The sequence below is a fragment of the Acinetobacter sp. 148 genome (assembly GCF_031196675.1).
In the GTDB taxonomy this organism is placed as follows: Bacteria; Pseudomonadota; Gammaproteobacteria; order Pseudomonadales; family Moraxellaceae; genus Acinetobacter; species Acinetobacter baumannii.
Genome location: NZ_JAVIMT010000090.1, coordinates 78,876 through 91,156 on the forward strand (window position 1 = coordinate 78,876; position 12,281 = coordinate 91,156).

Annotated in this window: 14 protein-coding genes; 12 read left to right on the forward strand and 2 right to left on the reverse strand. The window is 38.6% G+C overall.

Annotated elements, in window-relative coordinates; all coding sequences use genetic code 11:
- The first annotated feature begins 61 nt into the window (after positions 1-61).
- From RFX69_RS17995 to RFX69_RS18050, 12 genes are all read left to right on the forward strand, one after another.
- A complete protein-coding gene (locus RFX69_RS17995; protein ID WP_135536393.1) occupies positions 62-340 on the forward strand; it encodes a holin in 279 nt (92 codons plus the stop codon).
- A complete protein-coding gene (locus RFX69_RS18000) occupies positions 340-930 on the forward strand; it encodes an N-acetylmuramidase family protein (protein ID WP_289333153.1) in 591 nt (196 codons plus the stop codon). The genes RFX69_RS17995 and RFX69_RS18000 overlap by 1 nt, the downstream gene beginning before the upstream one ends.
- A 39-nt stretch (positions 931-969) precedes the next feature.
- On the forward strand, positions 970-1,164 hold the full coding sequence (locus RFX69_RS18005; RefSeq protein WP_000084540.1) for a hypothetical protein: 195 nt from the start codon (positions 970-972) through the stop codon (positions 1,162-1,164).
- 137 nt (positions 1,165-1,301) lie between these two features.
- Entirely contained in the window at positions 1,302-2,441 is a 1,140-nt protein-coding gene (gene gspL, locus RFX69_RS18010) for a type II secretion system protein GspL (protein WP_017816345.1), read from the forward strand.
- Complete coding sequence (gspM, locus tag RFX69_RS18015; RefSeq protein WP_000783000.1) at positions 2,441-2,920, forward strand: type II secretion system protein GspM; 480 nt, start codon at positions 2,441-2,443, stop codon at positions 2,918-2,920. Before gspL ends, gspM begins: the two co-directional genes overlap by 1 nt.
- A gap of 89 nt (positions 2,921-3,009) precedes the next feature.
- Positions 3,010-4,014, forward strand: a complete 1,005-nt coding sequence (locus tag RFX69_RS18020; RefSeq protein ID WP_000966986.1) for a quinone-dependent dihydroorotate dehydrogenase — start codon at positions 3,010-3,012, stop codon at positions 4,012-4,014.
- Between the two features lie 6 nt (positions 4,015-4,020).
- The gene (locus tag RFX69_RS18025) at positions 4,021-4,608 is read left to right on the forward strand and encodes a CvpA family protein (protein ID WP_001091966.1); all 588 of its coding nucleotides are present in this window, start codon (positions 4,021-4,023) and stop codon (positions 4,606-4,608) included.
- Between the two features lie 25 nt (positions 4,609-4,633).
- Entirely contained in the window at positions 4,634-6,175 is a 1,542-nt protein-coding gene (gene purF / locus RFX69_RS18030; protein ID WP_000334674.1) for an amidophosphoribosyltransferase, read from the forward strand.
- A gap of 78 nt (positions 6,176-6,253) precedes the next feature.
- Positions 6,254-8,143, forward strand: coding sequence for a M48 family metalloprotease (locus tag RFX69_RS18035; protein ID WP_000665946.1), 1,890 nt, complete (start codon positions 6,254-6,256; stop codon positions 8,141-8,143).
- 100 nt (positions 8,144-8,243) lie between these two features.
- Positions 8,244-8,894, forward strand: a complete 651-nt coding sequence (locus RFX69_RS18040) for a hypothetical protein (protein WP_000580189.1) — start codon at positions 8,244-8,246, stop codon at positions 8,892-8,894.
- Positions 8,895-8,905: 11 nt separating this feature from the next.
- Complete coding sequence (locus tag RFX69_RS18045; protein WP_000758320.1) at positions 8,906-9,871, forward strand: D-glycerate dehydrogenase; 966 nt, start codon at positions 8,906-8,908, stop codon at positions 9,869-9,871.
- A 147-nt stretch (positions 9,872-10,018) separates the two neighbouring features.
- Positions 10,019-11,446 (forward strand): M48 family metalloprotease, encoded by a 1,428-nt coding sequence (locus RFX69_RS18050; RefSeq protein ID WP_085941241.1) that lies wholly within the window; start codon positions 10,019-10,021, stop codon positions 11,444-11,446.
- A gap of 90 nt (positions 11,447-11,536) precedes the next feature.
- Here the strand turns inward: RFX69_RS18050 and RFX69_RS18055 are convergent, their stop codons facing one another.
- Together RFX69_RS18055 and rpsU are read right to left on the reverse strand one after the other, a co-directional pair.
- Positions 11,537-11,983: a GatB/YqeY domain-containing protein gene (locus tag RFX69_RS18055; protein WP_000209410.1), complete on the reverse strand. Its 447-nt coding sequence runs from the start codon at positions 11,981-11,983 to the stop codon at positions 11,537-11,539.
- Between the two features lie 26 nt (positions 11,984-12,009).
- The gene (gene rpsU / locus RFX69_RS18060; RefSeq protein WP_001136722.1) at positions 12,010-12,225 is read right to left on the reverse strand and encodes a 30S ribosomal protein S21; all 216 of its coding nucleotides are present in this window, start codon (positions 12,223-12,225) and stop codon (positions 12,010-12,012) included.
- Positions 12,226-12,281 lie beyond the last annotated feature (56 nt).

The window sequence follows — 12,281 nt, forward strand, 5'->3', positions numbered from 1 at the left end:
CGCAAGCCCTAGCGTTAAATAAGTTAGGGCTTTTTTATTGCCGAAATTAGGGGGAAGGCACATGCAAGAGCATGAAAAAACATTTTTGACTTTAGTCATTCTAGGAGGGCTTATTGGTATGAGTAAGCTATTAGTTTCAAAAGAACCTCTTTCAATCAGACTGTTAATCGGACGAACCATTTTAGGTTCGGCATCATCTCTAGTTGCTGGGCTGGTTTTACTTCAAATCCCCGATATCTCAACAATTCCTTTAATTGCCATTGCATCTGCTTTAGGTATTTTAGGTTCGACATTTATTGAGGAATTTCTCAAAAAGAACGCACCTAAATGGGGTGGATAATGAGCTTAAAATTATCTCCCCAACAAATCGCTGAGCAGGCTAAAGCATTGGGCATAGAGCCTGCGACATTACACGCAGTCATAGATGTTGAATGTAAGGGCAGTGGTTTTAATCAAGACGGCACTCCAGTCATCTTATTTGAACGTCACGTCATGCGTCAGCGCTTAATTGCTAATAATAAAGCAAAGGTTGCTGATGAAATGATGCGTAAACGGCCAGACTTATGCAGCAAAACATCTGGCGGTTATGGCCTATATTCTCAACAGCATGCAAAGCTTAATGATGCTGCAAAGTTTGACCGAACTAGTGCACTTGAATCATGTTCATGGGGGATTGGTCAGGTGATGGGGTATCATTGGTATTCGCTTGACTACCCATCATTGCAAGCTTTTATTAATGCTATGTATAAAGATGAAGATTCACAGCTTGATGCTATGTGCCGATTTATCAAAGTAAATGGATTGGTAAATGCATTGAAAAATAAAGACTGGAAAGCTTTTGCACGAGGTTACAATGGCCCAGCTTATACTAAAAATAATTATGACGTTAAGCTTGGTAATGCTTACAAGTTGCACAGCTCACACTATTAATAGTAATGTGAACGTCTCGATTTGTGTAAGGGCTTTGTGATGTCTCAAGTCATGATCATGGTTTCGGAAGCGGGCAGGATGGAAAATACTTGCAATCTGCCCGCTGATTTAGATAAGAACGGGAATGTTCTTAAAATCTATGACTACTCATTAAAAGAGTTGCCGATTAATTTGGATGGAACTGTCACTTACAACGGTAAAAGATGGACCTTTGATAAGAAGCAAAGTTTTTGAAACTTCATACATATAAAAGTAACTTATTTATATTACAATGCGAAAAATTGGATAGAATCAGCTTAGTGTTAAGAAACACAAGAACACCAAATCTACACCAAAATTGACTAAGTATTTAATTTTATTGGCTTAACTTTATGCTGTATATATGGATGCCTGAAACCAATGGAGTTTGGCATTGGTCTAACGGAGAAAACTGGTTGCAGGCTGCAAGTCTCGATCAATTAATACAAGACTTGCAAATACATCAAGGAAAAGAAGCTACAGTCTTTTTTCCGAGTCGTCATGCTCAAATGCTTCAGCAAACGATGGCAAAGTCCCATTACAAACAGCTTGGCGCTGATGGGGTTAAATATCTACTTGAAGAGTTTGTGACTTTACCGATTGATCACATGAAAGTGGTTCACCATTTTCATGCCGATCAGTTAACTGTTTTGGGTGTTGCTCAGGGGATGGTAGAGACATGGCAACATTCTTTAGCTTTGTTACCAACCAAACTTGTGGCTTTGTTGCCAGATTTTCTAGTTTTACCTGAACCACAAGCTCAGCAAGTTATTCTGTGTAATATTGGTCATCAGCTTTTGGTGCGTGAGAATAAGTGGTTAGGTAATTCTATTGATGACTTGGGGCTTTTTTTAGAGTTCCAGTCAGCCGAAACACATTATCAATATAGTGGTTTAACAGCAGAGCAACTAGAGAGCTTAGAAGCTGCCTCAAGCGCAGAGCAACGTTCTGAGTTTGTTTATCAATTTCAGCCTTTAGATAAAACTAAGCAGCATCCTTTTAATGTTTTGCCAAAATCAAAAGGGCAAGAACGTACTTTTTCTAATTATTGGAAAGCTTGTGCCGCCGTTGTTCTAGCAATTATTGTCGTGCAGTTTAGCTATGATTTATTGCGTTGGGTAAAATTGAAAAAGGTGGCAGATCAGACTGCTGAACAGGCAATTGAGCAATATAAATATTGGTTTGGTCCATCTAGTCGTGTGACTGAACAAAATATTAAAGGACAATTCGAAAGTCATTTAAGAATGAGCCAGCAAGGTGATACCCAGGCACTTTCTCTGTTAAGCCGGGTTGGGCCTATTTTAATGCAAAGACAGATTTTAGCTCAGCAACTCAATTATGATGCTTCAATCTTAACAATGGCACTAAAAGCAAAATCAGCAGATGATTTGCAAGCTTTAACCCAACAACTTAATCAACAAGGTTTTAAAGCTGAGTTAGGTAATGTTCAAGCTGATGGTAGTGGTGCGATTGGGGTGGTGAAAATACAATAATGAAAATGTTAGCTCAGTTGCAAAACCGCTTTGATCAGTGGGTTGAACAAATTGTTCAATATTTAGATCGCTTAACTGTCCGTGAACGTATTATGGTGGTCTTTACTACTATTTTTGTTGTAGTCGTCATTGTTGGATATTCACTTTGGAAAATGCATTCCTTGGCAGAACAACAGCAAAAACGTTTAAATGATTTAAAAGATTTGATGGTGTGGATGCAAAGTAATGCAGTCACAATGAAGCCTGCCAATGAGCTTGAACTAGATAAGTCTGGAAAAATACAACGAGTAGCTCAGCAACAAGGTTTAACTGTGTCTTCCCAGCAAAATGGAGAACAGTTACAAATTGTTGTAACACATCAGAATTATGCAATTTTGGCTAACTTTTTAACACAACTTGCACAGATGGGCTTAAGTATTCAAAAGATGGAAATGGTTTCTAGTGAAGGTCAGATTAAATTAACAGCGACAGTTCAATAACATATCAAAATATGCTTGTGTCAAGCATGGTGTTTTGTGCTGCCTGTGCCTATAATATGCGTACCTAAAATCAGTAGATTGTGATTGGTATGTTATATTCACTTGCTCGCCCGATGTTGTTTAGTTTAGCACCAGAGCGTGCCCATGAATTAACATTATCCATGCTTGATAAAGCGCATAAGCTAGGCATGATGCGCCAGACCGTAGAAGCAAAGCCAACTACATGTATGGGAATCGAATTTCCTAATCCGGTAGGGTTGGCAGCCGGTCTTGATAAAAATGGTGCTCATATTGATGCATTAGCTGGGTTGGGTTTCGGTTTCATTGAAATTGGTACAATTACACCTCGCCCACAATCTGGTAACCCAAAACCACGTTTATTCCGTATTCCTGAAGCTAAAGCTATTATTAACCGCATGGGTTTTAATAATGATGGCGTTGATAAGCTAATCGAGAATGTTAAAGCATCAAAATTTAGAGGCATTTTAGGAATTAATATTGGTAAAAATGCTGATACACCTGTCGAAAAAGCTGTTGATGATTATTTGATTTGTCTTGAGAAAGTTTATAACTACGCTTCATACATTACGGTTAATATTTCGTCTCCAAATACTAAAAATTTGCGTAGTTTGCAAAGTGGTGATGCATTAACTGAATTATTGCAAACCTTAAAAGCACGTCAACTTGAGTTGGCAGAGCAATATAATCACTATGTACCTTTAGTTCTTAAAGTCGCTCCAGACTTAACAGCTGAAGATGTTGAATTTATTTCGGCACAATTATTAGATTTTAAAATTGATGGTCTTATTGTGACGAACACGACCTTATCGAGAGAAGGGGTAGAGAACCTGCCTTACGGTAATGAGTCAGGTGGTTTGTCGGGTGCACCTGTATTTGAAAAAAGTACGGAATGTTTACGTTTATTTGCTCAAACATTAAAAGGACAAATTCCTTTAATTGGTGTGGGCGGAATTTTGTCGGGTGAACAAGCTGCAGCGAAACAACAGGCTGGAGCAACGCTTGTACAAATTTATAGTGGTCTGATTTATACGGGACCAACGCTTGTGAAGCAATGTGTTGAAGCCATGACTTAATTGAACATGAACACCATTGATATCATCATTCTGATACTTTTGCTCATTGGGGGGCTAAACGGTTTGCGACAAGGATTTATAAAAGCCTTTGCGAACTTGGTAGGATGGATTTTTGCATTAATTATGGGTGCAAAATATGCTGTTCTTCTAGCTCCGTCAATGTCAGGTTTAAGTCAGGATCCGGTGGTTCAAAAGATCGCGGCTTTCGCTTTTATTGCACTTTTAATTATCGTTTTAACTTGGATCGTCACTGCATTTTTAAATGGCCTCTTGAAAAGTTTGAAGTTGGGGCCATTAAATCGTTTAGCAGGTGGTGCTTTTGGTTCGTTGAAAGGTTTATTGGTTGTTCTTATTACCATGCAGGGTGTTGGTCCTTGGGTAGAAAGTTCGCCTCATTGGAAACAATCCAAATTTATCCAATTTTTATTGCCTTATGCACCTTTAGCGACAGAGCTTTCTAAAGATGCAGCAAGTGAGGCATTTCATCAGATAACATCTGGAGGCGGTGTAACGCGCACTTCTCCAAAACCAATGGACGAGTCGGAGGAAACAGAACTTCGACCTGACCATTCAACAAAGAATCCTTTTTATTAATTCCTAGCTTGTCTGCGAGGTTGCTATGTGTGGAGTTGTTGGTATAGCCGGTAAATCGCCAGTGAACCAAATGTTGTTTGATGCATTAACGATGTTGCAACATCGTGGGCAAGATGCAGCTGGAATAGTAACCTGCCATGAAGGCCGTCTTTTCCTTCGTAAGGATAACGGTATGGTACGTGATGTTTTTCATACTCGTCATATGAGAGCATTACTTGGTAATTACGGTATTGGTCATGTGCGTTATCCAACTGCTGGTTCTTCAAGCAGTGCGGAAGCTCAACCATTTTATGTGAACTCACCTTACGGTATTACGCTTGCACATAATGGTAACTTGACAAATGCAGAAGAAATTCATGATGACCTGTTCAAAACAGATTTGCGTCACATGAATACGGACTCTGATTCAGAAGTTCTTTTAAACGTCTTTGCTCATGAGTTGCAAAAGATAGGAACTTTAAATCCTACACCGGAAGATATTTTCCATACCGTTTCACGTGTACATGAGCGCTGCCAAGGTGCTTATGGTGTCGTGGCAATGATTACTGGTCACGGCTTAGTTGGTTTCCGTGATCCAAATGGTATCCGTCCGCTTATTTACGGTTCTCGTGTAACTGAGCAAGGTGAGATGGAATATATCATTGCATCTGAATCAGTAGCAATTACAGCGCTTGGCTTTAAAATTGAGCGTGATATTGCTCCGGGTGAAGCAATTTTCATTAATGCTGACGGCGAGTTATTTACAAAGCAATGTGCTGCAAATCCAAAATACCGTCCATGTATTTTTGAATATGTTTATTTTGCTCGTCCAGATGCAATTATTGATGGTATTTCGGTTTATAAAGCTCGCTTAAAAATGGGTGAGAAATTAGCGCATAAAATTTTGCGTGACTGGGGTGAAGACCATGATATTGACGTGGTTATCCCAATTCCAGATACAAGCCGTACCTCAGCTTTAGAGTTGGCAAATATTCTTGGCGTGAAGTTCCGTGAAGGTTTTATGAAAAACCGTTATATCGGTCGTACCTTCATTATGCCAGGTCAACAACAACGTAAAAAATCTGTACGTCAGAAATTAAACCCTGTTGAGTTAGAGTTTAAAGGCAAGAACGTTCTATTAGTGGATGACTCAATTGTGCGTGGTACAACGTGTAATGAGATCATTCAAATGGCGCGTGACTCAGGTGCGAAAAAAGTATACTTTGCTTCAGCTGCACCGAAAGTGATGTATCCGAACGTATATGGTATCGATATGCCTGCTAAAACTGAGCTTATTGCTTCAGAACGCAGTGTAGAAGAAATTCAGGAAATTATTGGTGCTGATCGTTTAATTTTCCAAGATTTGGAAGATTTGAAGAACGCTGTACGTACAAGTAAAGTACCTACATTAACCGAGTTTGATTGCTCTGTTTTTGATGGTATCTATGTAACTGGTGGAATTGATGCAGACTATCTGAATAATTTGGAACAGAAACGTAATGATTCTGCGAAAAAGAAAAAAGATGGTTATATTGATGTCAATATTGATGCAGCATCAGTAGATTTGACCGGTATTAAAGAAGAATAGAAATAGCCGAAAAAAGCGGGTATTTCCCGCTTTTTTCTTTTATGATGAAACTTAACAATGTAATTGGGATTATTTACATTGAAAGAAGTAAGCCACTATTTAATCGAAAATAAAAATATGGCATGGTCCATCACTATGTGTTTGGTTGCTGTGCTTTTAACTATTTTTATTTTAAATCTAATTTTAGGTTTACTTGTTCATTTCTTTGATTATAGCGAGCCAATTTGGTGGCATGCTTTAAGTCCGTATTTTATTGCTCTTTTGCTTTTTATCATGGTTTGGTCTGTGGTGACCGAACTTTATATTTTGCGTAAAGGTGGCCATTCACTTGCCAAGCAGTTGAAAGCTCGTCGTTTGGTAAAAGGTGAAAGTACACCAGAAGAACATGCCGCATTAAAAATTACAGAACATCTGGCACAAACATTTTCCCTGAACGTTCCAACACTTTATGTTTTACCTGATGAAGTAGGTGTTAATGCATTAACGGCAGGCTTTCACTCGAATGATATTGTAATTATTTTAACTTGGGGTGCCTTACAGAACCTTGATGAGCTAGAGCTATATGGCTTATTGGGTCATGAATTTAACCAGATTTTATCGGGTGAAGCGGTAGAAAATACTAAACTAAAAATTTTATATAGTGGTTTGACTACTTTTAGTCAGTGGGGGAGTAAGCTCGCCAAACAAGGGTTTAAGCGCTACAGTCCGGGTTATAAGCATAAGTTCGAGACTGTATTTGTAGCCGTAGGTGGTGTGATTTGGTTGGCGGGAAGTTTAGGTGTTTTAATCACTCGTTTTATTAAATATTTAACATTAAGTGGTCGTACATTTCGCAATGACCAAAAAACGATGCGGTTATTAAAAAATAGCACTAATACCCAAACTTTATTGCGTATTTACGTTCACCATTCTGGTTCGCAGATTCATAGTGCTTATTCTGAATCGATTGCACATATGTGTTTTGCGAATTCACTTAGCCCGCAAAGTTGGATGAATATTCACCCAAGTATTCGTGAACGTATTTATGAGCTTAACCCAACTTTATTGCAAGATTTGCAATTAGAAAATTTAAAGAAACTTCGAAATCGTCCTTTATTTAGTTTGTTCCATGTACTAGAAGAATCTGAGACTGAAATTTATACGCCGTGGTCATCTCCACAACCTTTGCCTTTGTTGCGTCTTTCTCCAATCAGTTTTGCTTTGAATGATGCAATTAAACCGTTAAGCAGTGATATTCGTCGTAATAAAAAGCGTCCTGAACTTATTCAACGTGCATTACAAACTGCGACTGGTTCGCGTGAGGTGATGGTTGCTATTTTAATGATTCGTCAATATCGAGAATTTATTCCACAAGATGCGCCAGTAAGCCATGCAATTGTGGATGCCTTACTTAATCTTGATGGGCGTATTCATATTCAGATATTTCATGATGCATGTAAAAATATTGGTCATATGCCTGCCAGTATTGCTCGTCAATTTTTGACTAAACTGGCACTAATTATTCAAGAAGATGGGGAAATTGGATTACTTGATGCACTTCTACTCGAGCGTGTTAAGTACGAGTTAAACTTGATGCCACTTCATTTGCCGACAGCATTTGAAGAGGTAAAACCTCAAATTGTTCGTTTAATTGATGCATTACTTCATGTGCAACAAATCAATAGTCCGAATCAGTTAGAGGTTCGCGAACGTATCTTGCGTTCTTTGCTTAATCCTGATGAAATGCATATTTATGATGAAATTTCGGATGAACCTTTAGACTTGGCAGAAATTTTAAATGATATTGCTGGGTTATTGCTGCGTGACCGCTTAAGTATATTGGCAATTGCTGAAATGTGCTTGTGGAGTGATCGTATTATTACTCAAGATGAACTTGATGTGCTTGAGTTGCTCTATTGGCGATTTGGTTTTGAGTCTGATGAAATTGTAGAGCAAATGCAGAAGAAAAATAGCGTTATGATTATTTAAGAAACATATGTAGTTTCCAAAGAGTATCATTAAAAGAAAACGCTGAAAAAAAATCAGAAGCCCGTTAGAATGTGTGTAGATTAGAGGTACTGATTTAGACATGATTGGGCAGCAAAGAAATATACTGGCAACTTTAGGAATAGACGTATGGATTCCTAGAACACAAGTGTGCCAAAAAAATAATGCCCATACTTTGTGGCGAGATCAGGTTGTTGAACCTCATGAGTCAATTACCGTACCTACCATAGATGTTCCTGCTTTTGAGCAAAAGAACACTCAGCCACAGGTGCTTGAAATTCCTAAAGTGGTGGAAGAGCCATCAATAGTGGTTGCAGAAGTCTCGCAGCCAGAGAAATTTGTAGAAAAACCTAAAGTCATTGAGCAAGAGACAATTGCTCCATTTGAGTTACAGGCTTATTGTCTTGAAAAATGTGTAATTTTTGTTGATGTAACGGCTTTGGAAACAGAAGAGAAACAACTTTGGGCAAATATACAAAAGGCGAAGGTAGGACAATATTCTGAATTAAGATGGCCATTTCCTCTGGCAGCCTATCAAGATCAACGAGGGGTAGGTTCTTATATTCAAGGTTTCTTAGATGCTGTAGCAGCAGAGAAAAAGATTTTATGTTTGGGTAAATGTACCTATATTCAACATGCAAATATTATTCATTTAGCTAGTTTAAAAGAAATGTTAGATAAGCCTCTTCTTAAGAAAAGATTGTGGCAACTTATGCAAGATAACAATGAGTAGTAGGGATTTACATGAAAAAGGTTGTGGTTTTTAGCCAAATTGATGAGGAAATTTTGTCACGGTTACAGCAGGATTACCATGTTGTCGTATTGAACCCTAAACTGGGTGATATTAATGAACAGATACGACAAGAAGTAGTAGATGCTGATGGCATGATTGGGGCTGGTCGTTTGCTCAATGAAAGTAATCTTTCTCCTGCCCAAAAATTAAAAATTATTTCTTCTGTGACTGTAGGTTATGACAATTATGATGTTGGTTATTTAAATCAGAAAAAAATCTGGTTAGCAAACACACCTCATGTTCTAACTGAAACGACAGCAGATCTTGCTTTTACTTTGTTATTAAGTGCAGCCAGAAAAGTTCCTTTGCTAGATCACTGGACTAAACAAGGTGAGTGGAAAAGAACAGTTGGGCCACAGCAGTTTGGTCTCGATGTTTTTGGAAAAACATTAGGTATTATTGGGCTTGGTAATATTGGTGCTGCAATTGCACGTCGTGGCTTTTATGGATTTAACATGAATATTGTTTACCATAATCGTCGCGAGAAACCTGAGTTAGCGGAACCTTTAAAAGCTCAATATCTGGGGTTGGAAGAATTATTACAACAATCTGATTTTGTAGTGACGGCTGTTGATTTAAATGCGGAATCTAAAGCTTTAATGGGTAAGGCTCAATTTGAGCTTATGCAAAAGCATGCCATATTTATTAATATTGCGCGTGGCTCAGTTGTCGATGAGCAAGCCCTAATTGAAGCATTGCAAAATGAAGTTATTTTTGCGGCTGGTTTAGACGTCTATGAGAAAGAACCTCTGCAAGAATCTGCACTTTTCACTTTGCCGAACGTTGTCACTTTGCCTCACGTAGGTTCTGCTACTGCTGAAACACGTAAGAAAATGGCAAATTTAGCTTATAAAAACTTGGTGGAAGCACTAGAGGACAAGACGCCTAGATATTTAGTGAATCCTAATTTTGTGTAAAGGATGAATAACACTTCATTGCAAATATAGTCTATTTTCAATGTTATAGTGAAAGCCTGTTGATATGATGCCAAAATAACTGAAGCATGATATTGATGGGCTTTTTTGTTATTTTAATTTTTAATAAGAGAAGAACTTTTGAAATTTTTGCCAGTTATTTTAAGTTTGGCTTTGATAACAAATGCCTCTTACGCTAATCCTTTTGACCCCAAGCCAGCTTCTGGACAGGTTGAAATTCCAAATATTGGAAGTGGAATAGGGCTGCTCGACCAACAAAAAGAAAAATTTATTGGCGAAAAAGTTTTTCGTGAAGTTCATAAGCAAATGCCGGTTATACAGGATGTATGGCTAGAAGATCAGTTTTTTCAAGTTTTCTCTAATATTTTAAGTGAAACTCAGCTGGGGCAGCCGATCGCCCTGGTTGTAATTAAAGACCCTCAAATTAACGCATTTGCTGTTCCAGGTGGGTTATTTGCATTAAATACTGGCCTTATCTCATCAGCACGAAATATTGATGAAATTGCGGGGGTAATGGCCCATGAAATTGCTCACGTTTCGCAAAGGCACTTTAGTCGTTCGGAAGAAGCTTTTAAAGGACAAACCCTTTTAAGCTTGGCTGGTTTGTTGGCAGGGGTGGCTTTAGCTGCTCAGGCTGGTGGAGACGCTGGTGCCGCTGTTATGTTGGGTACGCAAGCAGCACTTCTTGATAAACAGCTCACTTATAGTCGTAATCAAGAGCGTGAAGCGGATCGAATTGGTATGCAATATATGTATGCCGCTGGTTATAACCCGCAAAGCATGGCGGATTATTTTGAAACGATGCATAGAGCGACGAGCCGTGTAAGTTTTTTACCAGATTTTTGGCTGACTCACCCACTTACATCTGAACGTATGAGTGAGGCTCGCTTGAGAGCAAACCAGATGCCTAAAGTTAAAAGTCGAATATATGATGTCGATTTTGAAATTTTAAAATGGTATACCATGGTGGTTGCTGGAGAAGCTACTGAAAATCAGTTGCAAAGTCTGGCATCGCAAAAAAATCTGGCAGGCTTATTGGCTTTGTCAGCTTTCTACCTTAAACAAGGGGATTATACTCAAGCCCAAGCAACGTTGGAGCAGGCGAAATCAAGCGGTAAGCCATTAGTTGCCTTAATTCAAACAGATATTTATTTAGGCCAGAATAAACTTGATCAGGCTTATAATTCGATTGCTCCCTTGCAAATGACAATGCCTGAAAATAAAGCTTTTAGCTACAAATTGGCTGAGGTTTTATTACGTCAAGGTAAGTATGCTCAAGTGCAAACTTTGGTGCAGCGTTTTATTAATAAAAATGCCCGAGATATTCAAGGTTGGCAATTATTACAACAAGCCGCCAATTTAGATAAAAATTCACCATTAAGAGCTGTGAATGTATTGCGCTATCGTGCTGAAGCACAGTACTGGTCTGGTAGTGAAGAGGATGCAATTAAATCGATGTTGCATGCACAACGTCTTGCAAAAGGTAATCAGGCCATGTCAGCCAGAATAGATAGTCGATTAAAGCAAATGCAAGATGAGCGACGAATGAAAATTTAAGGTCTAGGATGACTTTGGAATTTTCACAGGCATAAATATACTTAAACTTACGAGAAAGTTTAATTTAAGGATATATAAGAAGAGAGGGGATTAAGCTAATTTAGCTTTAATTTTTGCTGAAACTTGAGCAGGATCGGCACGCCCGGCTATGATCGGACGTAGAGAATTCATCACCTTACCCATATCTTTCATGCTAGTTGCTTCTTGAGCAGCAATCGTTTGCTCAATGAGAGAATCAAGCTCTTCCTCAGTCATAGCTTCTGGTAGAAACTGAGATAAAACCTCAGCTTCGGCTTGTTCTTTACTAGCTAAATCATCACGACCAGCACCTTCGAAGGCTTTGATCGATTCTTTACGTTGTTTAATTTGCTTTTCAATGACCGCAAGAACCTGAGCGTCGTCAAGCTCTATGCGCTCATCGACTTCGATTTGCTTAATTGCTGCTTGTAGACTACGCAAAACCGTCACTGTTGCCATATCTTTGGCACGCATAGAAGTTTTTAATGCATCAGTAATTTGGTTTTTTAAAGTAGTCATAATGTTAGCAGTCAATCACAAATTAATTAGTAAAGGCGAGTAGTACGTACAGATTCGCGAGCCAATTTCTTTTGGTAGCGTTTAACTGCAGCAGCTTTTTTGCGCTTACGTTCTTGAGTTGGTTTTTCGTAGAATTCGCGTTTACGAACGTCAGCTAAAACACCAGCTTTTTCGCATGAACGTTTGAAACGACGGATAGCTACGTCAACTGGTTCGCCTTCTTTCAACTTAACTTGTGGCATGTAAAATCCTCTAGATTATGGATAAGATCAGGCACACCATTGCGCCAGATCACAAG

Excerpts from the sequence above, each read along its gene's own strand:
- RFX69_RS18025 (WP_001091966.1), top strand. The coding sequence starts at position 4,021 with ATGAACACCATTGATATCATCATTCTGATACTTTTGCTCATTGGGGGG.
- RFX69_RS18005 (WP_000084540.1), top strand. The coding sequence starts at position 970 with ATGTCTCAAGTCATGATCATGGTTTCGGAAGCGGGCAGGATGGAAAAT.
- rpsU (WP_001136722.1), bottom strand. The coding sequence starts at position 12,225 with ATGCCACAAGTTAAGTTGAAAGAAGGCGAACCAGTTGACGTAGCTATC.
- purF (WP_000334674.1), top strand. The coding sequence starts at position 4,634 with ATGTGTGGAGTTGTTGGTATAGCCGGTAAATCGCCAGTGAACCAAATG.
- RFX69_RS18040 (WP_000580189.1), top strand. The coding sequence starts at position 8,244 with ATGATTGGGCAGCAAAGAAATATACTGGCAACTTTAGGAATAGACGTA.
- gspM (WP_000783000.1), top strand. The coding sequence starts at position 2,441 with ATGAAAATGTTAGCTCAGTTGCAAAACCGCTTTGATCAGTGGGTTGAA.
- RFX69_RS18045 (WP_000758320.1), top strand. The coding sequence starts at position 8,906 with ATGAAAAAGGTTGTGGTTTTTAGCCAAATTGATGAGGAAATTTTGTCA.
- RFX69_RS17995 (WP_135536393.1), top strand. The coding sequence starts at position 62 with ATGCAAGAGCATGAAAAAACATTTTTGACTTTAGTCATTCTAGGAGGG.
- RFX69_RS18020 (WP_000966986.1), top strand. The coding sequence starts at position 3,010 with ATGTTATATTCACTTGCTCGCCCGATGTTGTTTAGTTTAGCACCAGAG.
- RFX69_RS18055 (WP_000209410.1), bottom strand. The coding sequence starts at position 11,983 with ATGACTACTTTAAAAAACCAAATTACTGATGCATTAAAAACTTCTATG.
- RFX69_RS18000 (WP_289333153.1), top strand. The coding sequence starts at position 340 with ATGAGCTTAAAATTATCTCCCCAACAAATCGCTGAGCAGGCTAAAGCA.
- gspL (WP_017816345.1), top strand. The coding sequence starts at position 1,302 with ATGCTGTATATATGGATGCCTGAAACCAATGGAGTTTGGCATTGGTCT.